Source organism: Brevundimonas naejangsanensis DSM 23858, assembly GCF_000421705.1.
Classification (GTDB): Bacteria; Pseudomonadota; Alphaproteobacteria; order Caulobacterales; family Caulobacteraceae; genus Brevundimonas; species Brevundimonas naejangsanensis.
Genome location: NZ_ATXN01000004.1, coordinates 168,415 through 191,320, shown reverse-complemented (window position 1 = coordinate 191,320; position 22,906 = coordinate 168,415). Strand labels below are relative to the sequence as shown.

23 protein-coding genes are annotated in these 22,906 nt (G+C 67.2%); 7 read left to right on the top strand and 16 right to left on the bottom strand.

Annotation, left to right across the window (positions count from 1 at the left end):
- The first annotated feature begins 130 nt into the window (after window positions 1–130).
- Window positions 131–928, top strand: coding sequence for an exodeoxyribonuclease III (gene xth, locus H556_RS0110460; protein WP_024354374.1), 798 nt, complete (start codon window positions 131–133; stop codon window positions 926–928).
- Window positions 929–935: 7 nt separating this feature from the next.
- Here the strand turns inward: xth and H556_RS0110455 are convergent, their stop codons facing one another.
- A complete protein-coding gene (locus tag H556_RS0110455; protein WP_024354373.1) occupies window positions 936–2,330 on the bottom strand; it encodes an SLC13 family permease in 1,395 nt (464 codons plus the stop codon).
- Window positions 2,331–2,416: 86 nt separating this feature from the next.
- On the opposite strand from H556_RS0110455, the gene H556_RS0110450 reads away from it, so the two are divergent.
- Entirely contained in the window at window positions 2,417–3,310 is an 894-nt protein-coding gene (locus H556_RS0110450; protein WP_024354372.1) for a hypothetical protein, read from the top strand.
- A gap of 7 nt (window positions 3,311–3,317) precedes the next feature.
- Here the strand turns inward: H556_RS0110450 and H556_RS16735 are convergent, their stop codons facing one another.
- From H556_RS16735 to H556_RS0110430, 4 genes are all read right to left on the bottom strand, one after another.
- A complete protein-coding gene (locus tag H556_RS16735) occupies window positions 3,318–3,440 on the bottom strand; it encodes a hypothetical protein (RefSeq protein ID WP_003168275.1) in 123 nt (40 codons plus the stop codon).
- Window positions 3,441–3,535: 95 nt separating this feature from the next.
- Window positions 3,536–4,477 carry a transcriptional regulator GcvA gene (gene gcvA, locus H556_RS0110440; RefSeq protein WP_024354371.1) on the bottom strand — a complete coding sequence of 314 codons (942 nt, stop codon included), beginning with the start codon at window positions 4,475–4,477 and terminating at the stop codon, window positions 3,536–3,538.
- Window positions 4,478–4,484: 7 nt separating this feature from the next.
- Window positions 4,485–5,171: a response regulator transcription factor gene (locus H556_RS0110435; RefSeq protein WP_003168277.1), complete on the bottom strand. Its 687-nt coding sequence runs from the start codon at window positions 5,169–5,171 to the stop codon at window positions 4,485–4,487.
- 62 nt (window positions 5,172–5,233) lie between these two features.
- A complete protein-coding gene (locus tag H556_RS0110430; protein ID WP_024354370.1) occupies window positions 5,234–5,944 on the bottom strand; it encodes a YggS family pyridoxal phosphate-dependent enzyme in 711 nt (236 codons plus the stop codon).
- On the opposite strand from H556_RS0110430, the gene H556_RS0110425 reads away from it, so the two are divergent.
- Complete coding sequence (locus H556_RS0110425) at window positions 5,943–6,590, top strand: thiamine phosphate synthase (protein ID WP_245559465.1); 648 nt, start codon at window positions 5,943–5,945, stop codon at window positions 6,588–6,590. The two genes, H556_RS0110430 and H556_RS0110425, sit on opposite strands and share 2 nt — an antisense overlap.
- 3 nt (window positions 6,591–6,593) lie before the next feature.
- On the opposite strand, the gene H556_RS0110420 is transcribed toward H556_RS0110425, so the two are convergent.
- Complete coding sequence (locus tag H556_RS0110420; RefSeq protein ID WP_024354368.1) at window positions 6,594–6,998, bottom strand: NtrZ family periplasmic regulatory protein; 405 nt, start codon at window positions 6,996–6,998, stop codon at window positions 6,594–6,596.
- A gap of 353 nt (window positions 6,999–7,351) precedes the next feature.
- Here H556_RS0110420 and H556_RS0110415 point away from each other — a divergent pair, with 353 nt between their 5' ends.
- The 4 genes from H556_RS0110415 to holA all read left to right on the top strand — a co-directional run bounded on the left by H556_RS0110415 (window position 7,352) and on the right by holA (window position 12,022).
- Window positions 7,352–7,807 (top strand): DUF3576 domain-containing protein, encoded by a 456-nt coding sequence (locus H556_RS0110415; RefSeq protein WP_024354367.1) that lies wholly within the window; start codon window positions 7,352–7,354, stop codon window positions 7,805–7,807.
- A gap of 87 nt (window positions 7,808–7,894) precedes the next feature.
- Window positions 7,895–10,474 carry a leucine--tRNA ligase gene (gene leuS / locus H556_RS0110410; RefSeq protein ID WP_024354366.1) on the top strand — a complete coding sequence of 860 codons (2,580 nt, stop codon included), beginning with the start codon at window positions 7,895–7,897 and terminating at the stop codon, window positions 10,472–10,474.
- Window positions 10,471–10,959 (top strand): LPS assembly lipoprotein LptE, encoded by a 489-nt coding sequence (lptE, locus tag H556_RS0110405; RefSeq protein WP_024354365.1) that lies wholly within the window; start codon window positions 10,471–10,473, stop codon window positions 10,957–10,959. The genes leuS and lptE overlap by 4 nt, the downstream gene beginning before the upstream one ends.
- A 10-nt stretch (window positions 10,960–10,969) precedes the next feature.
- Window positions 10,970–12,022: a DNA polymerase III subunit delta gene (holA, locus tag H556_RS0110400; RefSeq protein ID WP_024354364.1), complete on the top strand. Its 1,053-nt coding sequence runs from the start codon at window positions 10,970–10,972 to the stop codon at window positions 12,020–12,022.
- 293 nt (window positions 12,023–12,315) lie between these two features.
- Here holA and H556_RS0110395 read toward each other — a convergent pair whose 3' ends face one another.
- From H556_RS0110395 to hemE, 10 genes are all read right to left on the bottom strand, one after another.
- Window positions 12,316–13,203, bottom strand: coding sequence for a ParB/RepB/Spo0J family partition protein (locus tag H556_RS0110395; RefSeq protein WP_029673514.1), 888 nt, complete (start codon window positions 13,201–13,203; stop codon window positions 12,316–12,318).
- A gap of 30 nt (window positions 13,204–13,233) precedes the next feature.
- Window positions 13,234–14,070, bottom strand: coding sequence for a ParA family protein (locus H556_RS0110390; RefSeq protein WP_024354362.1), 837 nt, complete (start codon window positions 14,068–14,070; stop codon window positions 13,234–13,236).
- Window positions 14,060–14,680 (bottom strand): 16S rRNA (guanine(527)-N(7))-methyltransferase RsmG, encoded by a 621-nt coding sequence (gene rsmG / locus H556_RS0110385; RefSeq protein ID WP_024354361.1) that lies wholly within the window; start codon window positions 14,678–14,680, stop codon window positions 14,060–14,062. The genes H556_RS0110390 and rsmG overlap by 11 nt, the downstream gene beginning before the upstream one ends.
- The gene (mnmG, locus tag H556_RS0110380; RefSeq protein WP_029673513.1) at window positions 14,680–16,593 is read right to left on the bottom strand and encodes a tRNA uridine-5-carboxymethylaminomethyl(34) synthesis enzyme MnmG; all 1,914 of its coding nucleotides are present in this window, start codon (window positions 16,591–16,593) and stop codon (window positions 14,680–14,682) included. The genes rsmG and mnmG overlap by 1 nt, the downstream gene beginning before the upstream one ends.
- 63 nt (window positions 16,594–16,656) lie before the next feature.
- A complete protein-coding gene (gene mnmE, locus H556_RS0110375; RefSeq protein ID WP_024354359.1) occupies window positions 16,657–17,970 on the bottom strand; it encodes a tRNA uridine-5-carboxymethylaminomethyl(34) synthesis GTPase MnmE in 1,314 nt (437 codons plus the stop codon).
- Between the two features lie 24 nt (window positions 17,971–17,994).
- Window positions 17,995–18,234 (bottom strand): DUF6489 family protein, encoded by a 240-nt coding sequence (locus H556_RS0110370; RefSeq protein WP_024354358.1) that lies wholly within the window; start codon window positions 18,232–18,234, stop codon window positions 17,995–17,997.
- Window positions 18,235–18,359: 125 nt separating this feature from the next.
- Window positions 18,360–19,856 (bottom strand): transcription termination factor Rho, encoded by a 1,497-nt coding sequence (gene rho / locus H556_RS0110365; RefSeq protein ID WP_024354357.1) that lies wholly within the window; start codon window positions 19,854–19,856, stop codon window positions 18,360–18,362.
- Window positions 19,857–20,106: 250 nt separating this feature from the next.
- Complete coding sequence (locus H556_RS0110360) at window positions 20,107–20,574, bottom strand: CopD family protein (RefSeq protein ID WP_024354356.1); 468 nt, start codon at window positions 20,572–20,574, stop codon at window positions 20,107–20,109.
- Window positions 20,575–20,584: 10 nt separating this feature from the next.
- The gene (gene hemH, locus H556_RS0110355) at window positions 20,585–21,664 is read right to left on the bottom strand and encodes a ferrochelatase (RefSeq protein WP_024354355.1); all 1,080 of its coding nucleotides are present in this window, start codon (window positions 21,662–21,664) and stop codon (window positions 20,585–20,587) included.
- The gene (gene hemE, locus H556_RS0110350; RefSeq protein ID WP_024354354.1) at window positions 21,661–22,695 is read right to left on the bottom strand and encodes a uroporphyrinogen decarboxylase; all 1,035 of its coding nucleotides are present in this window, start codon (window positions 22,693–22,695) and stop codon (window positions 21,661–21,663) included. The genes hemH and hemE overlap by 4 nt, the downstream gene beginning before the upstream one ends.
- Window positions 22,696–22,906 lie beyond the last annotated feature (211 nt).

The window sequence follows — 22,906 nt, the reverse complement described above, 5'->3', positions numbered from 1 at the left end:
CCCGCCTGGCGGCGAGAGAGACGAACTTCAAGCGCCCGGAGCCTTGCTCCGGGCGTCTTTTTAATCAGACGACGGCCCCGCCCCGTCGTCGGCTTAGACCCTGCTCCGCCAAGCTGCTAAGGCCCGTGGCATGAGCCTTCGCATCGTCACCTGGAACATCAACTCGGTCCGCCTGCGCATTGATCAGGTCGCCCGTTTCGTCGCCGAGAACGCCCCGGACGTCCTGTGCCTGCAGGAGATCAAATGCACCGAGGATCAGTTCCCGCGTCAGGCCTTCATCGACATGGGCCTGCCCTACCTGCGGATCGGCGGCCAGAAGGGGTGGCACGGGGTGGCCATCGCCAGCCGCCTGCCCATCCTCGACAGCCCCAGGCTGGACGTCTGCCGCGAGGGTCACGCCCGCTGCGTCTCGGCCGTGGTCGAAGGCGTGGAGGTGCAGAACTTCTACATTCCGGCGGGCGGGGATCTGCCGGATCGGGCGCTGAACCCCAAGTTCGATCACAAGATGGACTTCTATGAACGGCTGACCACCGAGATGAAGACCCGCGACCGCCAGCGGCCTCTGGTCCTGGCCGGCGACTTCAACATCGCGCCGGGCGAAAACGACGTCTGGAACCACCGCTTCATGTCCAAGGTGGTCAGCCACACCCCCGGCGAGGTCGAGACCCTCTACCGGCTTCAGGACGCCGGAGGCTTCGCCGATGTGGTGCGCGACCAGATTCCCGATCCGGTCAAACTGGCCAGTTGGTGGAGCTATCGCGCCAAGGATTTCCGCAAGTCGAACCGGGGCCTGCGCCTCGATCACCTGTGGACCTCGCCCGGCCTGACCCCCGCCGTGGTAAAGGGCAGCGCCCGCATCCTCGACACGGTACGCGAATGGGAGCGGCCCAGCGACCACGCCCCGGTCGTGATGGATCTGGACGTCTGAACCCGCCTCAGAACGGGAAGAAGATCGGGATCGCCGCCATGCCGGTGGCCCAGGTGATCAGGTTCAGCGGCAGGCCGACCTTTACGAAGTCCATGTAGCTGTAATTGCCCATCTGATAGACCAGCACATTCGTCTGATAGCTGAAGGGCGTGGCGAAGGCGGCCGACGCCGCCATCATCACCGCCACCAGAAACGGCCGCGCATCCACCCCCAGCGCCGCCGCTATGGCCACGGCTATCGGCGAAAACAGCACCGCCACCGTGGCGTTCGACAGGATGTCCGTCGCGAACAACGTCACGCCGTAAAACACGAACAGCGCCGCCCAGGGCCCATAGGGGCGGATCACGTCGATCAGGGCGTCGGCGCCGGCCTGCGCCAGACCCGTCACCTCCAGCGACGAGCCGATAACCACCATCCCCGCCACCAGCAGCAGGATTTCAGGCCTCAGCCCGGCGTAGGCTTCCTCGGCGGTGATCACCCGCATCAGTATGAGAGCCACCGCCCCGGCGAAGGCCGAGGCCGCAATGGGCGCCAGGCCGAAGGCCGAGGCGACGACCACGGCGACGAAAACGGCCAGAGACGCCAGGGCGCGTTTCAGCTCCAGCGGCCGCTCGGCGCCTTTTTCATACAGATCGACATTGCCCAGCACCGCATCGCCCGACCCGCCAGGGCTGGCGCGCTGTTCCATCAGCCACGGCAGGCGGAAGGACGACAGCAGGCTGCGCTTGCCCCCCTTACCGGCCTCCTCGGCTTCCCGACGCGCCGCCATTTCGGCCTCATCGCGCGCGGCGGTCTTCTCCAGCACCCGCGAGCCGATGAAATACAGATAAAGGCCGCCGACCGTGGCGATGCACAGACCCACGCCCGTGATTTCAAACAGAGAGAAGACCGGCTGACCCGTATTGCGGGCCATGTCGCTGACCAGCAGATTGGTCGAGGTGCCTATCAGGGTCAGCAGACCGCCCATGATGACCGCATAGCTGAGCGGCATCAGGAACCGCTTGGGCGACAGGCCCAGCGACAGGGCCATGTCGCGGACCACCGGCGCCGCCAGCACCACCACCGGCGTGTTGTTCAGAAAGCCGCCGACCGCGCCGCACAGGCCGATCACGATCCACACGGCGTGTCGCCCGAACACCCGGGTCATGCCCTTGGCCTTGCGGATCAGCCAGGCCAGCAGGCCCGATAGCTCCATCGCGTAGGCGATGACGAACAGCCCCGCCAGGGCCATGATGGCCGGGCTGGCGAAGGCGCCCTGAACCTCCACCGGGCGCACCACGCCGAACAGCAGCAGGGCCGCCGCGCCGCTGAGCGCCACCACATCGGACCGCAGACGTCCATGGATCATCACCCCGACCACGACGATCAGGACGACGAGAGCGATAATCTGGTCCAGCGTCACCCGCGCAAGAGCCCCTGTTCCGCCAGACGCCGGACCCGTTCACGGGCCGGGGCGCCAATCCGTCATTCCCGTGTTAGGCTGCTTCCATGTCGATCACAACGACCCGTCTCGCCGCGCCGATCGCCCTGGCGGCCGCCCTGCCCCTTCTGGCGTCGTGCCAGAAGCCGTCCGAGCCCGCCGCGCCCGAAGCTCCGGCGCCCGCCCCGCCGACGGTCGTGCTGGACTCCACCCTCAACCGCGCCGCCCTGCTGGCCGCCCTGACCGAAGCGAGAACCGCCACGGCCGACGGCCGCCCGCGCGACGCGGCTCTGAGCGGACGGACCGTATCGGTGCGTCTGCCTTTCGGTTGCGAAGGCGCAGGATCAACCGAGCAGGCGCAGCCGGGCCTGCCGACGCTGGCGCGCGGCGACGACGGCGGCCTGATGCTGAGAGTTCTGCCTGAAGATCTCGCCGCGTCCGGCCTCGTGATCACGGCGGGCGCTGACGACGCGGCGACTCCCAGTCCCTGGGAGGCGGTCGAAGGATTCTGGATCGCCCGTCCCTGGAGCGGGCTGGAAACCTGTCGCCCGGACGAGCCTGCGCTGATGGCTGTCCAGACCGCCGAAGAAACCGAAACGAAAGGCAGGTCCGAGGTCGGCGATGTCTTGTCGACCGCCGCGCCAGCGCCATCTGAAACCGAACGGACCTCAGGACTGGCGGCCGTGTTCGAGACGGGCGGCTCGCGCCTGGGCCGCCGTCAGGGCCAGGCCTATGTCCATGTCATTCGAGGAGACAGAGGCGTCGCTCCGACGCCGGCGCCGGGAGGCTATGCGCTGCGTCTGGAGGGGCGGTTGACCGCCTTTGCGGACGGAAAAGCCGTCCACTGCGTCCAGAAGGACGCCGAAAGCCGTCCGGTCTGCGTCGCCGCCCTGCGGCTGGACCGGCTGGCCTTCGAGGATGGAGCCACGGGCGCCCTTCTCAGCGAATGGCGCCCGCGTTGAGCTGATGTCAGGCAGCGCCCAGAAGGGCGGCGCCGGCCAGGACGCCCAGCAGGATCAGGGTGACGCTGCCGGTGAAGACGACGACGCCTTCGAACGAGAAGCCCGAAGCGCGGGGATGCACGAGTTTCATGATTGAGTTCCTTTCGGCGAGGGAGTTCCGAACAGCCTCAAGATAGGAAGCGCGACCGTGAAAGACAAACCACGGTTCGGCCGCATCGAGTGAGTTTAAGTCACCTGATCCGTTTCTGCGTCCCGATCCGGCCGCGATTCCGCCACGATCCAGTTGAGGAAGCGGCGCAGCTTGGGTTCGTCCGCCCGTTCGGGCAGGACCACGGCCCAATAGGCCAGATCATTGGTCAGGGCGTGGTCGACCGGCTGGATCAGCCGCCCCTCGCGAAGCTCCTCAGCCGCCAGGGGCGCCGAGGTCAGGGCCACGCCCCGCCCCGACAAGGCGGCTTCCAGCGCCAGATGGCTGTGGCTGAAGTGAGGGCCGCGCAGATGGTTCACGCGCGGATCCTCGACTCCGGCGCTTTCGAACCAGGCCTTCCAGCCCAGTCGGTTCGCATAGGGCATGTCATGCCAGGTCTCGTGGATCAGCACCACGTCCAGCAGATCGGAAGGCTGGTTCAACCGCCGCGCAGCGGCGAAGGACGGGGCGCAGACCGGGATCAGCCGCTCATTGACCAGCCGCCGCGCCACCTGGCCCGGATAAGGGCCTTCGCCATAGCGCAGCGCCACGTCCGCCTCGCCGTTCGACAGGTCGGCGATGCGGTCCTCGGCGAAGACGATCAGGTCGAGGTCGGGATTGTCCTCGCTGAACCGATGCAGGCGCGGGGACAGCCATTTGCTGGCCAGGGACGGCAAGGCGCTGATCCGCAACTGACGCGAGCGGCCGGGCCGCACGGCGTCCAGAGCGCTTTCCAGCCGCTCGAAGGCGTCGGCGACGCCCTGGGCCAGGCGGGCGCCATCGGCGGTCAGCCGCACCGAGCGGTTGAAGCGGTCGAACAGGCGCAGGCCCAGGCGCATCTCCAGCGCCTTCACATGGCGGCTGACGGCGCCGGGGGTGACGCCCAGTTCCTCGGCCGCCTCGCGGAAGCTGCCGTGGCGGGCCGCCGCGTCGAACGCCCGAAGCGCCACCAGCGGCGGGGTCGGGCGGCGTTCGCTCATCGGCAGATCAAGGCTGGAGGCGGTAGCCGCCGGCGTCAGTCAGCAGCAGCCGCGCCTGACCCGGCTCGGCCTCGATCTTCTGACGCAGGCGGTAGATGTGGGTTTCCAGGGTGTGGGTGGTGACCCCGGCGTTGTAGCCCCAGACCTCCGTCAGCAGCTCTTCGCGCGACACCGGCTTGGCCCCAGCGCGATAGAGGTACTTCAGGATGTTGGTTTCCTTTTCCGTCAGCCGGACCTTCTTGCCCTTGTCGTCGACCATCAGCTTGGAGGCCGGGCGGAACTCATAGGGGCCGACCTGGAAGACGGCGTCCTCGGACTGTTCATGGCTGCGCAGGTGGGCGCGGATGCGCGCCAGCAGGACGGCGAACCGGAACGGCTTGGTGACATAGTCATTGGCCCCGGAGTCGAGGCCCAGAATGGCGTCGGAGTCCGACGACTGCGCCGTCAGCATGATGACCGGGGTCGAAATCCCGGCCTTGCGGATCAGGCGACAGGCCTCGCGGCCGTCCATGTCTGGAAGGTCGACGTCCAGCAGGATGAGGTCGGCGCGCGCCTCCTTGGCCTGACGCACTCCATCGGTCGCCGTCGCGGCCTGAGCCGGGCGGAATTCCTCGTGAAGCGCCAGCTGCTCGGCCAAGGCCTCGCGCAGGTCGTCGTCGTCGTCGATGATCAGAATGGTCTTGGGCGTGCGCATGGTCTCTTTAGAATGGCGAGGCTTGGGCCGAACGCCAAGGGCGCCGGACAGGATATTGCGTTCTAAGAGGTCGCCGGCGCCGTATTTCGTTCCCCGAACAGGGCCGAACCGACCCGAACATGGGTCGCGCCCGCCGCAATCGCCGCCGGATAATCGCCGCTCATGCCCATCGACAGGACGCTGAGCTCGTTGCGCGCGGCGATGGCGGCCAGCAGGGCGAAATGCGGGGCCGGGTCTTCATCGGCGGGGGGAATGCACATCAGGCCCTCGACCTTGAGGCCGTATCGGTCGCGCGCGGCGGCGATCAGGGCGTCGGCGTCGCCGGGCAGAACCCCCGCCTTCTGCGGCTCGGCGCCGGTGTTGACCTGGACCAGCACGCTGGGGCGGCGCCCCGTCCGCGTCATGGCGGCCGCCAGGGCGGCGGCGAGCCGTTCGCGGTCCAGCGTCTCGATGACGTCGAACAGTTCGACCGCCTCCAGCGCCTTGTTGGTCTGCAAAGGGCCGATCAGGCGCAGTTCCAGATCCGGCAAGGCCGCGCGACGGGCGGCCCAGTGGGCTTGCGCCTCCTGCACACGGTTCTCGCCGAACACGCGCTGGCCGGCGTCCAGCGCCGCCTGCAGCGCCTGTGCCCCTTGCGTCTTGGACACGGCGGTCAGCACCACTGAAGCCGGGTCGCGGCCCGCCGCCTTCGCCGCCTCGGCGATGCGGCCCCGCACCTGGGCGAAGCGGTCAGCGATGGACGAAACGGCGGCGGCGGGATTAGGGACGGTCATGATGCCCCTGTCTGACACCCTGTCCGAAGAAGCGCAAAGTCTGTGGGACGCCGCCCGCGCCCTGGCGCTCACGGCGCCGCATGGCGGTCGCGCCCTGCCTCCCCTGCTTTTCTTCACCGACCCGGCGCGTACGCCCCGTCCGTGGGAGACAGCCGCCCGACTGCCTGCCGGAGCAGGCGTGGTCTTCCGTCACTTCGGCGCCGCGGATCGAGTGGAGACCGGACAGCGCCTGCGCGAGGCGACGCACAGGGCCGGGGTTCGGCTGCTGGTGGGGCTGGACGCCGAATTGGCCGAGCAGATCGGGGCGGACGGCGTGCACCTGCCCGAACGGGCGCTTTCGGCCGCCTATGCCTTGTCAGGACGACGGCCGGACTGGTTGCTGACCGGGGCGGCCCATTCCACGAAAGCAGTGCGGACGGCGCGGGATCTGCACGCCCTTGTGCTGTCGCCGGTCTTCCCCGCGGGCGGCGCTTCTGGGGTCAAGCCAGCGTTGGGGGTAGAAGGATTTTCGGCTCTGGCGGCCCTGGCCCCCTGCCCGGTCTACGCTCTGGGCGGAATCACGGCGGCCAACGCCTCCCGGCTGCCGTCAACAGGCGCGAGCGGGCTAGCGGGCGTGGAGGCGATCCAGACGGCCTTCGCCGGCTAGGACTTAAAACTTGAAGATGGTCTCAAGCCGTACGCGCGGCGCGGCGCGGCGGTCGGCGGCGCTTTCGGGCGCCCGGGCCGGGTCGACTTCAGGCGAGGCCAGGTTCGCGGCGGCGCCGACGCGCAGGCGCGGGCTGAGACGGTAATAGGCCCCGGCCTCGACATCGCCCCAGTCGGCTTCGCGGCCGACCGGCTGGTTCAGGTTGAAGTTCAGACCCCAGCGACCGTTCTCGTTCCAGCGCAGGCCGCGACGCTGGGCCGGGGTCGCAGGCGTGGTCGAGGACTGGGCGGCGATATCGCTGAGATTGACGGAGGGGGTGCGGGCTCGCGTCTGAGCCGAGGCGTCGTTCGTCATCCCGGCCAAGGCCAGGGCGCCCACGCATCCAGCGATGACGGCGACGAAACGCATTCCACCTACCCAAAAGACCGACTTGAGCCGCCGATCCGTTATTGACGAGCCGGAACCATCCGACCTGGGGATAAGATATGGACTCGAGCCTCGCGGTCAACGCATGGAAGCCAAGCGATCACGGTTAGAGGCGACTCCGGCGGCCCCTGTGGCGCCTGCGTCACGCCGTTCCGACCTTTTGCCGTCGATATTGGCGGCGAGGAACGCCGGTTCGCCTTGTCATAGCCCCTTTTCAGCGTGTTATAGAGCGTCGCTGCGGCGCGTGCGCGCGCGGTCTCTTTCGATGATCGCCCCTCGGGGGGCCCTCGGAAGCGCCCGGCGTACGTCGTCCACCCCTTTACGGAGACTATGGAATGGCTCTTGTTCGCGGCGCTGCGGTCGCCCTGATCGCCTCGGGACTGCTGCTCGGCGGCTGCTCCAGCCTGCCCTTCGTCGGCGGCGGCTCCAAGGCCAAGGCGCCCAGCATGGAAGCCCAGCTGGGCATCGGCGTGAACGCCTATCTGTGGCGCGCCACCCTGGACACCCTGTCCTTCATGCCTCTGGCCAGCGCCGACCCCTGGGGCGGCGTGGTGAACTATGACTGGTACGTCAATCCGCAGACGCCGAACGAGCGTTTCAAGGCGACCGTCTTCATCCTGGATCGCCGCCTGCGCGCCGACGCCCTCAACGTCGCCGTGACCAAGGAAGTCAAGGACGCCTCGGGCGCCTGGGTCTCGGCTCCGGTCGCGGCCCAGACCGAAACCGATCTGGAGAACGCCATCCTGACCAAGGCGCGCCAGCTCAACCTCGCCAACGCGGCCCGTCGCTAAGGACCGGCCGCGCCTCACCTTTCGTCTCAAATGCGTCCTCAGGCCCGCCTCAAGCTTTGCGCCTGAGGCGCCGCCTCAGGATACGCCGTGGCCCGTTACGAGCCTAAGACCGCCGAACCCCGCCAACAGGCCCGATGGGCCGAGGCCGACGCCTTTTCGGTGTCCAACGCCGACACCGGCCGCCCGAAATACTACGTCCTGGAGATGTTCCCCTATCCGTCGGGCAACATCCACATGGGCCACGCCCGCAACTATGTGATGGGCGATGTGGTGGCGCGCTGGAAGCGGGCCAGCGGCTATGACGTGCTGCACCCGATGGGCTGGGACGCCTTCGGAATGCCCGCCGAGAACGCGGCGATGGAGCGCGGCGTCCACCCCGGCGACTGGACCTGGTCCAACATCGCGACGATGCGCGACCAGCTGAAGCTGCTGGGCCTGTCATTGGACTGGAGCCGCGAGTTCGCCACCTGCGACCCCGAATACTATGGCAAACAGCAGGAATGGTTCCTCGAACTGTTCAAGCGGGGCCTGGTCTATCGCAAGGACGGCGTGGTCAACTGGGACCCGGTCGACAACACCGTCCTGGCCAATGAGCAGGTCATTGACGGGCGCGGCTGGCGCTCGGGCGCCGTGGTCGAAAAACGCAAGCTGAACCAGTGGTTCCTGCGCATTACTCAGTATGCGGATGATCTGATCGACGGCCTGGCCGAGCTTGAAGGCCGCTGGCCCGAAAAGGTCCGCCTGATGCAGGAAAACTGGATCGGCCGGTCCAAGGGCCTGCAGATGAAATGGGCCTGGGCTGGCACCGCCCCGGCTGGTTTCGATGACGGACTGGAGATCTACACCACCCGCCCGGACACATTGTTCGGCGCCAGCTTCATGGGCCTGGCCCCGGATCATCCGATCTCGAAGCAACTGGCCGAGGCCGACCCCAAGGTCGCCGCCTTCGTCGCCGAATGCCGCAAGGGCGGCGCCAGCCAGGCCGACATCGAACAGGCCGAGAAGATCGGCTGGGATACGGGGCTGAAGGTCGTCCACCCCTTCACCGGCGCCGAGGTTTCGGTGTGGATCGCCAACTTCATTCTGTCCGACTACGGAACGGGCGCCATTTTCGCCTGCCCGGCGCATGACCAGCGCGATCTGGACTTCGCCCGCAAATACGATCTGCCGGTGATCCCGGTCGTCCGCCCCGAAGGCGCGGGCGACGACTTCGCCGTGGCCGACGAGGCCTATACCGGCCCCGGCGCCATCTTCCATTCCGACTTTCTGAACGGTCTGGACATCGAGACCGCCAAGGCCGAGGCCATCCGCCGCATCGAGGCCGCCGGAACGGGCCAGGGCGCGACCATCTATCGCCTGCGCGACTGGGGCGTCAGCCGCCAGCGCTACTGGGGCTGCCCCATCCCGGTCATCCACTGCGAGGCCTGCGGCGTCGTGCCGGTTCCGGCCGACCAGTTGCCGGTCGAACTGCCCAAGGACGTCACCTTCGACGTACCGGGCAATCCGCTGGACCGTCACCCGACGTGGAAACACGTCAACTGTCCGTCGTGCGGCGGCGGCGCCCGACGCGAGACGGACACGCTCGACACCTTCGTCGATTCCAGCTGGTATTTCGCGCGCTTCGCCGATCCCAAGGCGGCCGAGCCGATCAACAAGGCCGCCGCCGCCAAATGGCTGCCCGTCGATCAGTACATCGGCGGCGTCGAGCACGCCGTCCTGCACCTGCTCTATGCCCGTTTCATCACCCGCGCCCTGTCGGACGCCGGCCTGATGGACGTGAAGGAGCCGTTCGCTGGCCTCTTCACCCAAGGGATGGTGGTCCACGAGACCTATTTCGACGGCCATGAAGACAGCGGCAAGCCGCGCTGGGTCGAGCCGTCGGACGTGCGCATCGAAACCGTGGACGGCAAGAGAGTCGCCACCCGCCTGTCCACCGGCGCCGCAGTGACGATCGGCGACATCGAAAAGATGTCCAAGTCCAAGAAGAATGTGGTCGCGCCGCAGGACATCATCGCCGCATATGGCGTCGACGCCGGCCGCCTGTTCATCCTGTCGGACAGCCCGCCCGAGCGTGATATCCAGTGGTCGACGGGGGGTGTCGAGGGCGCCGCCCGGTTCGTCCAGCGCGTCTGGGGCGAATACGCCTCGTTCGACGCCGCCGCGCCCGCCAACGCCGGGGTCGACGCCCACCTTGTCCGCGAGACGCACAAGGCCATCAAGGCCGTCAGCGAAGGCGTCGAACACTTCCGCTTCAACTCGGCCGTGGCCAAGCTCTACGCCTTCCTGGCGACCATCCGACAACACGACAAGGCGGGCGCCGAGGCGAAGAAGACCGCCCTGTCCGCCCTGGCGCGGCTGATGGCGCCCTTCACCCCGCACCTGGCCGAGGAATGCTGGACCCAACTGGGCGAGGCCGGAATGGTTCTGGACGCGCTCTGGCCCGTCTATGACCCGGCCCTGGCCGCCGACGATCAAGTCACCTTGCCCGTCCAGATCGGCGGCAAGCGTCGTGGCGAGGTCATCCTGCCGCGCGGTTCGGATAATGCGACGGTCGAGGCCGCCGCTCTCGCCAATCCGACGGTTCAGGCCTACCTTGCAGCCAACAACCTCAGCATCCGCAAGGTGGTCGTCGTGCCCGATCGTATCGTCAATCTGGTGGCCGGATGATGCCCGGCGGGCGTCGTCTCCTGCTGGCGCTGGTCGGCGCGGCACTGCTGTCCGGCTGCGGCTTCACGCCCCTGTATGGCGATGCAGGGGTCAGCGGCGCCCTGTCGCGCATCGCCGTAACGACGCCCGACGACCGGCTGGGCTATCGGCTGCGCGAACAGCTGGAGGACGCTTTCGGCCGCGACGGCGCCCAGGCGCCGCTGTACCGTCTGGCGACCGAGGTCGAGCACAAACGCCGCCCGCTGGGCCGCCGCATCGACGACACGGCCAGCCGCTATGAACTGACGGTCAGGGCCGCCTGGTCCCTGACCCCCGTAGCGGGCGGCGAAACCCTCAAGGGCGTGCAGACCACCACCATCACCTACGCCGCCGCCGACCAGCCCTACGCCGCCATCGCCGCCCAGCAGGACGGCGAGGACCGCGCCGCCGCCGATCTGGCGCGCCTGATCCGCCTGGACATGATGCGCGTCCTGGCGGGGCGTTGAAGGCCGCCGCATGATCCTGTCCCGGCGGCCCGACGTCGACCGCTTCCTCAAGGCGCCGGACGCCGGCGTCCGCGCCGCCGTCATTCACGGCAAGGACCGCTCGGGCGTGACCGAACGCGCCCTGACGCTGTGCAGGACGATCACGCCGGATCTGAACGACCCCTTCAACGTCACCCTGCTGACCGAAGCCGACATCGACAGCGATCCGGTCCGGCTGGAAGAGGCCCTGACGGCCCTGAGCATGATCGGCGGGCGGCGTCTGGTGCGGGTGCGCATGGGCGACGCCAGGGGCGGCGTCGACAAGGCCGTTGCCGCCGCCCTGAGCGCCCACGCCGAGGGCGCCTACAACCCCGACGCCATGCTGGTGATCGAGGCCGGAGCGCTGGGTCGCGAATCGGCCCTGCGCAAGGCCGCCGAAAAGGCCCAGGGCGCGGTGGCCATCGCCTGTTATGAGGACGAGGTCGGCGACGTCGCCCGCATGACGCGCGAGGCCCTCGGCGCCGATAAGGTGGGTCTGACCTCGGACGCCCTGGACCGCTTCGTCGCCCGACTGCCCCGCGAGCGCGGCCTGATGCGTCAGGAGATCGAACGGCTGATCCTCTACATCGGCCCCGGCTCGGGCCGCACTATCGACGTGGAGGAGCTGGACGCCCACCTCGGGGTCGAACCCGACGCCTCCCTGTCCGACGCCGCCTTACAGGCCTTCGGCGGCCGTCCCGGCCCCGCCCAGGCGGGACTGCGCCGCGCCCTGGCCGAGGGCGAAAGCGCCGTCATGGCTGTGCGCATGACCTCGCTTCATCTCGGAAAGCTGCGCCGGATCAATATTCTGCAGGCCAATGGCGCCGGCGCCAAGGAAGCCGCCAAGGCCGCAGGCGTCTTCTGGAAACAGGAGGCGGAAATTCTGCGCCAGGCGCGCGGCTGGCGGCTCGAACTGCTCGACGAGGTGCAGGACAGCGTCAACACCGCCGACGTCATGACCAAAACCACAGGCATGCCCGAGGCCCTGATCGCCGAACGCCTGCTGCTGGAGATCGCCGCCCGCGCCAAACGCATGGGGCTGTGACGCGCTGGCTCTCTCACATTTCTGAGTCATGAGCGTCCCCCTATCGTGAGGCCAGAAAGAGGCCTCAGTCCATGCATCAGCCGGTCCTCCCTAGGACCCTTAGGGGCTACCGATCACGTCAGACACGCAGTATTGACAGGAACGTATATAAGCGTTTCCTATAGGGAGGATCGGTCCTCGATCATTGATCGGATCATCCGGCGCGCTCCCACCTGCTGGCGTGTCGGCCCCGCTCTCATCCCCGACTTGCCCGTCCCGGCTCAGCCCTGGACGGGCTTTTTTCGCTCAGTTGCTCAACCGCGCATCAGACGCCGGCACAGGTCGTCGAGTTGCTCCAGAGTGCCGTATTTGACGGTGATCTCGCCCTTGCCGCCCTTGTCGGCCAGCGACACCTTCAGACCCAGAGCGTCAGACAGATCCTGCTCCAGGGCGGCGATGTCGGCCGCGCCCTCCCCGTTCGGCATGGGCCGGGCCTTGGGCGTTTTCGGTCCCTCGGCCGAACGACGGGCCAGCGCCTCGGTCTGGCGAACGTTCAGGCCCTTGGCGATGACCTCTGCCGCCAGTTGTTCGGCGTTCGGCGCCGTGATCAGGGCGCGCGCGTGCCCCGCCGACAGTTCGCCGCGCACCACATGGTCGCGCACCGCCTCGGGCAGTTGCAGCAGGCGCAGGGTGTTGGCCACGTGGCTGCGGCTCTTGCCCACGACCCCGGCCAAGGCGTCCTGAGTACGGCCGAAACGCTCCATCAGGACGGCGTAGGCGTTGGCCTCTTCCATCGGGTTCAGATCGGCGCGCTGGACGTTCTCGATGACGCCGACTTCCAGCACCTCGATGTCGTCCATCTCGCGCACGACGATCGGCACCTGAGTAAGGCGGGCGGCCTGGGCGGCGCGCCAGCGGCGTTCGCCGGCGATGATCTGCCACACGCCCGCTTCCCCCGGCTGCGACCGCACGAGGATCGGTTGCAGGACGCCCTTGCCGCGGATCGACGCCGTCAGCTCGTCCAGATCGGTTTTGGCGAAGATCTTGCGCGGCTGATCCGGGTTGGGTTTCAGCGCCTCGATCGGGGCGCGTTGCACGCCCGCGGGGGCCGGACCGGCCGCATCGACGGCGACCGCTTCCTGCGCGTTTTCACCCAAGAGCGCCGAGAGACCCCGGCCCAGACCACGCTGACGTTCGGACAAGATGCTGTTTCCGTTTACTTATCAGGTTAATCAGGCCGCGAGGGCCTGACGACGTTGGCGCTCGCGCGCCACCAGTTCACGCGCCAGCTTCAGATAGGCCTGACTGCCCGCGCACTTCAGATCATAGATCAGGGCCGGCTTGCCGAACGACGGCGCCTCGGACACCCGCACATTCCGGGGAATGACGCTGTCATAGACCTTGTCGCCGAAGTGGGCGCGCACATCGGCCGCCACCTGGCCCGACAGGGCGTTACGGCGGTCATACATAGTCAGGACCAGACCCTGAATCTCCAGCGCCGGGTTCAGGCTCTGACGCACCATGTCGATGGTCCGCATCAGCTGGGTCAGGCCTTCCAAAGCGAAGAATTCGCACTGCAGCGGCACGAGAACGGCGTCGGCCGCGGCCATCGCATTCAGCGTCAGCAGGTTCAGGGACGGCGGGCAGTCGATCAGGACATAGTCATACCGGGAATGACCATTGCCCCCCTGCTTCGCCAGGGCGTCGCGCAGACGATAGGAGCGCCGATCCGACTGGCTCAGCTCGATCTCGACGCCCGACATGTCTGGGTCGGCGGTGACGATGAACAGGCCGGGCACGGCGGTTTCGATCGCAGCCTCGTCGACCGGCCGTCCGTCGACGATGACGTCATAGATGGTCACCCGTCGTGTTTCACGTGGAACACCCAGTCCGGTGGAGGCATTGCCCTGCGGGTCCATGTCCACGATCAGCACTTTTTCGCCGATTGCAGCCAGAGCCGTGCCGAGGTTGATGGCGGTCGTGGTCTTGCCCACTCCGCCCTTCTGGTTTGAGACCGCCAGAACTCGGGTGTCACGAGAAGCAGACGGCTTTACGGACTCAACGGACACGGCGAAGGCCCCCCAGTGAAACGATGCGGCCGCGCGGATCGCTGCGCGAGACGGTAAGCTCAGCTTCAAACTGCCAGACCCGACGGGCCTCTTTCAACTCAGCCTCGGCCTTCTCTCCCTTGAGGAACAGGCCTTTTGCACCGCGCTGGAAGTAGGGCTGTGCATAACCCAGTAGTTTCTCCATCGCCGCCACCGCTCGTGCTGTGACGACGTCGACCGTGATCGACTGTTCCTCGGCCCGCCCGTTGACCACGGTCGCGGGCAGGTCGAGCGCATCGACAATCGTCTGAAGGAAGCGGCAGCGCTTGCCAAGGCTGTCCACCAGCCAAACATGGGCCCCGGGCCGTCCCTTCAAAAGGATGGCCAGAACAACGCCGGGAAAGCCGGCCCCCGCGCCCAGGTCGGCCCAGGTCTCCGCCTCCGGCGCCAGGTCCAGAAGCTGGGCGCTGTCCCAGGCGTGGCGGTTCCAGAAATCGGGAATGGTGTCCGGCCCGACCAGGTTCATCACCTCATTGGCCTCGGTTAGCATGGCCAGAAAAGTCGTCAGGTCGGCGATGTCGGCGTCGCTGGCTCCGGTCTGGACGCGGAAGGCGTCGATGGCGTCCGACATCAGGCGACGACCGCCGCGAGATCTGCTTCCACGCCCTTCACCTTCTTCACATGAGCCAAAAGCGCGGTCAGGGCGCCCGGCGTCATGCCTTCAATACGACCAGCCTGCCCCAGCGTCAGGGGACGGATCATGGACAGCTTCTCGCGCACTTCGTTCGACAGAGCGCCGATGGCCGCGTAATCGACGTCGGCTGGCAGCGACAGTCCCTCCTCCCGTCGCAGCGCCTCAGCGTCCTGGGCCTGACGGTCCAGATAGCCGGCGTAGACGGCGTCGATCTCGACCTGTTCCCGCACCGCGGCGGACCAGTCTGCGATTACAGGGCGAATCGCAATGAACTGATCCAGCGTCACGTTCGGGAAGGCCAGCAGGTCGCGGATCGAGCGACGCTGACCATCGGCGTTGACCGTGATGCCCAGCGCCCCCGCCTCCTTGGGCGTGAACAGCGTTTCACGTGAAACACGATTGGCCGCGCCCAGAAGGTCCGCCTTCTCCAGCCAGATCTTCGCCCGCTCTGCGCCGACGATACCCGCTTCAATTCCGATCGGCGTCAGCCGCTGATCAGCGTTGTCGGCGCGCAGGGTCAGACGATACTCGGCACGGCTGGTGAACATGCGATAGGGCTCGGTAACGCCGCGCGTCACCAGGTCGTCGATCATCACGCCGATATAGGCCTGATCGCGGCCGAGGATCAGCGGATCAGAACCGGCGGCTGCGCGGGCGGCGTTCAGGCCGGCGATCAGCCCTTGCGCGCCCGCCTCCTCATAGCCGGTCGTACCGTTGATCTGGCCCGCAAGATACAGGCCGGGTCGCTTCTTGACCTCCAGCGCTGGTGTCAGCTCACGCGGATCGACATAGTCGTATTCGATGGCGTAGCCGAAACGGAAAACCTCGACCTTCTCCAGACCCGGCATGGTGTGAAGGAAGGCCAGCTGCGTCGCATCGGACACCGAGGTCGAAATCCCGTTCGGATAGACGCTGGGATCATCCAGACCTTCCGGCTCCAGGAAGACCTGATGGCTGGTCTTGTCGGCGAACCGCACAACCTTGTCCTCGATCGAGGGGCAGTAGCGCGGGCCACGACCCGAAAGCCGCCCGCCATATACGGCGCTTTCGCCGAGGTTGTCGGCGATGATGCGATGCGTCTCTTCGGTCGTATGGGTGACGCCGCAGGCGATCTGCGGCACCTCGATACGGCCCGTCATGAAGCTGAAAGGCACGGGCTGGTCGTCCGCCGCCTGCATCTCCAGCCGGTCCCAGGCGATGGTGCGGCCGTCCAGGCGCGCGGGCGTGCCGGTTTTCAGCCGACCCATCATTAGCTCCGCGGCATGCAGGTCGCCGGCCAGGCCCGTCGATGGATCCTCGCCATAGCGCCCGGCCGGGATGCGCAGATCGCCACGATGGATGACGCCGTTGAGGAAGGTGCCGGTCGTCAACACGACTGCCCCGGCGCGGATCGCTTCCCCTGCCCCGGTCTTCACGCCGACGACGCGATCGCCGTTCAGTATCAGGCCCTCAGCCGTGCCCGCCATCAGGATCAGGTTTGAATAGTCCGCCAATTCGGCCTGCATGGCCTCGCGATACAGGCGGCGGTCGATCTGGCTGCGCGGGCCGCGCACGGCGGCGCCCTTGGAGCGATTCAGCATGCGGAACTGGATGCCCGAGACATCGGCCAGACGGCCCATGACGCCGTCCAGGGCGTCGATCTCGCGCACCAGATGGCCTTTGCCCAGGCCGCCGATGGCCGGGTTGCAGCTCATCTCGCCGATGGTCTCCAGCTTCTGGGTCAGAAGCAGGGTGCGGGCGCCGGCGCGCGCGGCGGCCGTCGCGGCCTCGCAACCGGCGTGGCCGCCGCCAATGACGACGACATCAAAGGTATGATCGGGGATCGAACTCATGGCGTCCACATAGTCCATCCGGGCCGGAATCGCCACCGGCTCGAGAACGGTTGTTTCACGTGAAACAGGTGAAAGCCCGGCCTATTTGCCGATACAGAAGGAAGAGAAGACCTCGCCCAGGATATCCTCGACACCGATGGCGCCGGTGACGCGGGCCAAGGCGTCGGCAGCGCGGCGTAGATCATCGCCCGCCATCTCCGGCCCCAGATCTAGCGCACGACGCCCCGCTTCAACCCCAGCCAGAGCTTCCGCCAGGCGACGACGATGGCGTTCGCGGGTCACGGTGGGGAAGTCGGCGCCGGACAGGTCGCGGGCCAGGCGGGCCGCGATCCAGTCATGCAGTTCAGACAGCCCCTGTCCCGTCATCGTGCTGACGCTCAAGGCTTCGAGATCCGGCGCCGCCGCCACTGCGCCCAGGTCGGACTTGTTCAACACCTGAAGGTCAGAGGAACGAATGAAGCCGAAAGCCGGATTCGTATCGCCCTCGGTAGAGGGCGAACGCACCCACAGACGCAGGTCAGCGCCCTCGGCGCGGACACGGGCGCGGCGGATGCCCTCGGCCTCGACCGGATCCTCGCTGTCGCGCAGACCGGCCGTGTCTGACAGGGTGACGGCGTAACCGCCGATCATGATGTCTGCATCCAGCACGTCGCGCGTCGTTCCAGCGATCGGCGTCACGATGGCCGCCTCCCGCGCGACAAGAGCGTTGAACAGCGACGACTTGCCCGCGTTGGTCTCGCCGATCAGAACGATGCGATAGCCCTCGCGCACCCGGCGGCCGCGCTCGGAATCCGCCAAGGCCGTGCGCAGATCGGCGGCCAGGGCGTCGAGCACCGGCCCGGCCATACGCGCCAGATTGTCAGGCACTTCCTCGTCGGGGAAGTCAATCTCAGCCTCGACCAGCGACAGAGCCTTCAACAGGTCGCGGCGAAATCCGGCGTAGGCGGCGGACAGGGCGCCGTCGAGTTGGCCCAGGGCCTGAGATTTCTGGGCTTCGGTTTCAGCGTCGATGAGGTCGGCGACGGCCTCGGCCTGCGCCAGATCCATGCGCCCGTTCTGGAAGGCGCGGCGGGTGAATTCGCCCGGGTCCGCCGGACGCAAGCCGAGGGCGATCAGGGCGGTGCTGGCCGCCTCGACCACGGCGCGGCCGGCGTGCAGGTGCAGCTCGGCCGAGTCCTCGCCCGTGTAGGAACGCGGGGCGATGAAGCGCAACACCAGGGCTTCGTCAATCAAGCAGCCGTCGTGGCGCAGGCTGCGCACCGAGGCCAGGCGCGGGGCAAGCCCCCCTGCCCCCAGCGCCGTCAAAGCCGTCTCCGTGGCCGGTCCTGACAGTCGAAGCACCGCGATGGCGCCCCGCCCCGGCGGGGTGGCGAGGGCGAAAATGGTGTCGCTCACGTCGTCAGGCCCACGTCGTCAGATTCAGGGCTTGGCCGCGCCCGTGACGGCGGCTTCCATCAGGCGGCGGAACTGGTCCTGGGCCTGAACGCCGAAGCTGGTCCAGGTCTTCATCAGTTCGTCGGTCTGCATGGCGGCCATGTTGGCGTCCATACGCTTCTGCATCTCGGCCACCAGATGATCGTTGAGCGGCGTCACGTCCGGCAGACCCAGAAAGGCGCGAGCCTCGGCGGGGGTGCAGTCGATCTCGATGTTCAGCTTCATGACCCACGCTCCTGTTTCACGTGAAACACATTCTTGTTCTCTACCGCCGCACGCGCGGCGTGGGGCTGCTTCAGAGAACGTCCCTCAAGCAGCCTCGCACCGCGTGCGAGGCGATAGGGACGCCATTATGTGTTCATCGACTGGAAGAAGTCGCCGTTGTTCTTGGACTGGCGGAGCTTGTCGAGCAGGAACTCGATCGCGTCCTGCGGCCCCATTGGGTTGAGGATGCGGCGCAGGACATAGGTCTTGGCCAGTTGGTCCTTCGGCGTGATGAGGTCTTCCTTGCGGGTGCCGGACTTGAGCACGTCGATGGCCGGGAAGATGCGCTTGTCCGCGACCTTGCGGTCCAGGACGATTTCCGAGTTGCCGGTGCCCTTGAACTCTTCGAAGATCACCTCGTCCATGCGGCTGCCCGTGTCGATCAGGGCCGTGGCGATGATGGTCAGCGAGCCGCCCTGCTCCACGTTGCGCGCGGCGCCGAAGAAGCGCTTGGGCCGCTGCAGGGCGTTGGCGTCGACGCCGCCGGTCAGCACCTTGCCCGACGACGGGACGGTGGCGTTGTAGGCGCGGCCCAGACGGGTGATGGAGTCCAGCAGGATCACCACGTCCTTCTTGTGCTCGACCAGGCGTTTGGCCTTTTCAATCACCATTTCGGCCACGGCGACGTGGCGCGAGGCGGGCTCGTCAAAGGTCGAGGCGACGACCTCGCCCTTCACGGTGCGCTGCATGTCGGTGACTTCTTCGGGGCGTTCATCGATCAGCAGGACGATCAGGAAGACTTCCGGATGGTTGCGCTCGATCGACTTGGCGATGTTCTGCAGCATCACCGTCTTACCGACACGCGGCGGGGCGACGATCAGGCAGCGCTGGCCCTTGCCCAGCGGGGCGACGATGTCGATGACACGGCCCGAGCGGTCCTTCAGCGTCGGATCCTGGATTTCCATGTGCAGGCGCTCTTCGGGATAGAGCGGCGTCAGGTTGTCGAACAGGACCTTGGTCTTGACCATCTCCGGATCTTCGAAGTTGATCGTGTCGACCTTGAGCAGGGCGAAGTAGCGCTCGCCTTCGCGGGGGCCGCGCACGGCGCCGTGCACCGTGTCGCCCGAACGCAGGCCGAAGCGGCGGATCTGCGACGGCGAGACATAGACGTCGTCCGGACCCGGCAGGTAGTTGGCGTCGGGGCTGCGCAGGAAGCCGAAACCGTCCGGCAGGATCTCCAGCACGCCCGAAGCGATGATCTCGACCTCTTCGTCGGCCAGGGTCTTCAGGATGGCGAACAGCAGGTCCTGCTTGCGCAGATTGCCGGCGTTCTCGATGTCCAGACCCTCGGCGAAAGCGACCAGGTCTTCCGGCGTCTTCTCGTTCAGTTCCTGAAGCGTGATGCGGCCGTTGGGAACGATGGGCTCGCCGTCGTCGTCCTCATCGTCATCTTCCGCCGTGGTGTCGACGCCGTGATCGTCATCGTCGGAGACGGGGTGAACGGCGACTTCAGGCTCGGCCTCCTCGACCGGCGCCGCCGTGCGGCTGCCGCCCAGGCTCAGAGTGCGACGCGGCCGCTCCACAGGCGTTTCCACTGCGTTTTCAGCGACTTCGGTTTCCGGCGTGTCAGGCGTATCGGTCATGATGGCGTGCTCGTTCGCGCGCCCGGACGCAGCAAGGCGGCCAGGAGCAGAAAGGTCGTAATGGCTTCAGCCGCAGGGGCTGGGAGGGAGGGCGACGGGCTCCCGCAGGTTCAAACCGGCAGGCGTCGCGAAAAGAGAGGGACCGCGCTGCACGGATCGGCCGCACGGTTCACCGAAGCGGAACCACGAAAGACCCATGCGGGTCAAGGCCCTCAAGCAACGCGCGACCGCCTCGCTCGCGTCAGGGCTCTCAGAAACTCCACTCCATCGTCACCGACAGCACCATGATGATGGCCAGAACGAAGGGAATCTCATTGGTCATGCGCCAGAAACGACCGGAGTATTTGGAAGTACCCGCCGCGATCTTCTTGCGCTGCCCCGCCAGAAAGCCGTGCCAACCGGCCAGCAGGAAGACGCCGATCAGCTTGGTCATCATCCACGGCTGATGGGCGAAGGACCAGTCGGCGCCGTCGCCGCTGCGCAGCCACAGCAGCCAGCCGCCGAAGATGAAGGCCAGGATCATCGCCGGGTTGATGATGATGCGCAGCAGCCGCGTTTGCCAAACGCGCAACAGCGCCTGCATCTCGCTGCGCAGGGGTTCAGACTTGGCGTTCTGCTCGGCGTCATAGGCGAACAGACGCGGCAGGAAGAGCATTCCGGCCATCCAGGCGATCACCGCCAGAATGTGAAGCCCGCGGGCCAGGTTGTAATAGTCCATGTCGATCCCCTCAGGCCGCCCTAGAGCCCTTTGAACAGCCGGACGGGCAGGCTTTCAAGTGGGCGCATGGTCCACCCAGAGAAGCGCCCTGCGGCGCCGTCCCCGACGTCTCCAGCGCCCGCCCGACCGCATCGGCCAGGGCGGTGATGAAAACCGGGTCGGCGCTGACCGTCGGCGCGCGCAGATAAGGGGCGCAACCGACCTTGTGGGCCAGTTCGCCGTATTCCATGTCCAGTTCGACCAGGGTCTCGATGTGTTCTGAGACGAAGGCGATCGGCACCACCAGCGCGCCCACGCCATCTCTGGCCGCCTGTTCGATGGCGTCAGGGGTGGCGGGGCCCAGCCATTTCAGCGGACCGACCCGGCTCTGATAGCAGATGGCCCAATCGGTCAGGCCCATGCGCTCGACCACGGCGGCCACGGTCGCCTCGACCTGGGCCTGATAGGGATCGCCGGCCGCGACCAGTTTCTCGGGGATGCCGTGGGCCGAGAACAGCACCCGCACCGGCTTGCCTTCAGCCTTGTCCAACGTCTGCTGGATCAGGCGGACCTGGGCCTCGATCAGGCCGTCGGCGTCCGGGTAGCAGCAGACGACGTGGATCTCGCCGGGGCCGTCGTAGCACTCGGTCCACTTCTTCAGCGACGAGGCCGTCGTAGTGGTCGAGAACTGCGGATAGAGGGGCAGAAGGATGATCTGGTCGGGCTGGAAGGCCTTGACCGCCGCCGCCGTCTCTTCCGTCAGGGGATGCCAGTATCGCATGGCGATGAAGACCCGGCTGTCGTCGCCCGGCGAAGCGTCCGCCAGGGCGCGCGACAGGGCCTCGGCCTGTTTCTGCGTCTCGGGCAGCAGGGGCGAGCCGCCGCCCATCAGGGCGTAGTTGGCCTGGGCCGAGGCTTCGCGACGGCTGGAGATCAGCTTGGCCAGCGGCGTACGCACGATCCCCGGCAGGCCGATGATGGCCGGATCGTTGAAGAGGTTGAACAGGAAGGGTTTGACCGCTTCCGGACGATCAGGACCGCCCAGATTTGTCAGGACGACCGCCACGCGCCGGTTGGGTCGTCCCTCGTCGTTCGTGGCGGTCCCGGTCATTGGGCGCCGATCCGCTTTAGAACCTGCTCGACATGGGCGATCGGCACGTCCGGCAGGATGCCGTGGCCCAGGTTGAAGATCCACGGCCCCTGGCCCCAGGCCTCCATCAGCTGATCGACGCGGCGGTCCAGCGCCTCGCCGCCTGCGCGCAGCAGCAGAGGGTCCAGCGCGCCCTGGATGGGTTTGATCTTCTGCACGCGCTGGCCGACTTCCAGCGGACAGGCGGTGTCCAGCGCCACGCCCTGCACCTCGCATTCGCGCGCATAGCGTTCAGCCAGGGCCGCCGAGCCTCTCGGGAAGCCGATCAGGGGCACGGTGACGCCCAGTTCGCGGGCGCGGGTCACCAGCTTCTGATGCGGCTTCAGCACCAGGCTTTCGAACAGATCGTCGGGCAGGCCCTCGGCCCAGCTCTCGAAGATCTTCAGCACCTGGGCGCCTGCGTCCTGCTGCATCTTCAGATAGTGGGCGGTGGACTCCACCAGCACGTCCAGAAGGCCGTAGACGATCTCGGGCTGGGTATAGGCGTAGGTCCGCGCCAGACCGCGCTCGCCCTTGCCCATCGTCCGGTGCTCGCCGTCCAGCATATAGGTCGCCACGGTCCAGGGCGCGCCCGCAAAGCCGATCAGGGCGCGTTCAGGCTCCAGTTCCGCGCGCACCAGGCTGAGCGTCTGGCCCACGGCCTTGAGGGCTTCTCCAGCCTGCTGAGCCTTGTCGGCCATCGACTGCACCGACGGCAGGGCGCCCAGACGCGGCCCCTCCCCCGCCTCGAACCACACCTTCTGCCCCAGGGCGCCGGGGATCAGCAGGATGTCGGCGAAGACGATGGCGGCGTCGAAGCCGAAACGGCGCATCGGCTGCAGGGTCGCCTCCGCCGCCATCTCCGGGTTCAGGCAGAAGGCGATGAAGTCCGGCGCCTGGGCCCGCAAGGCCCGGTACTCCGGCAGGTAGCGCCCGGCTTGACGCATGAACCACACGGGCGGGCGGGAAAGGGTTTGGCCCTGGAGAGCCTGGATCAGAAGGGGCGTGCTCATGTCTTGGGCTTTAGGATGCACACCCCCAAGCCTCAATCCCTATTCAGATTTAAGAATTGAAAGAATTAGAGGTTGGAAGCAGGGCCGGGGAGCGCGGGGATAACCCTGGCCCGTCCCGGTCGGACTCCCTCTTGTCCCCGTTTCGCGGCGAACGAATCCGCGCAGTCGCCAGCGGGGGTGTGAGTCATGGGGATAAGCCGTGAAACACCCG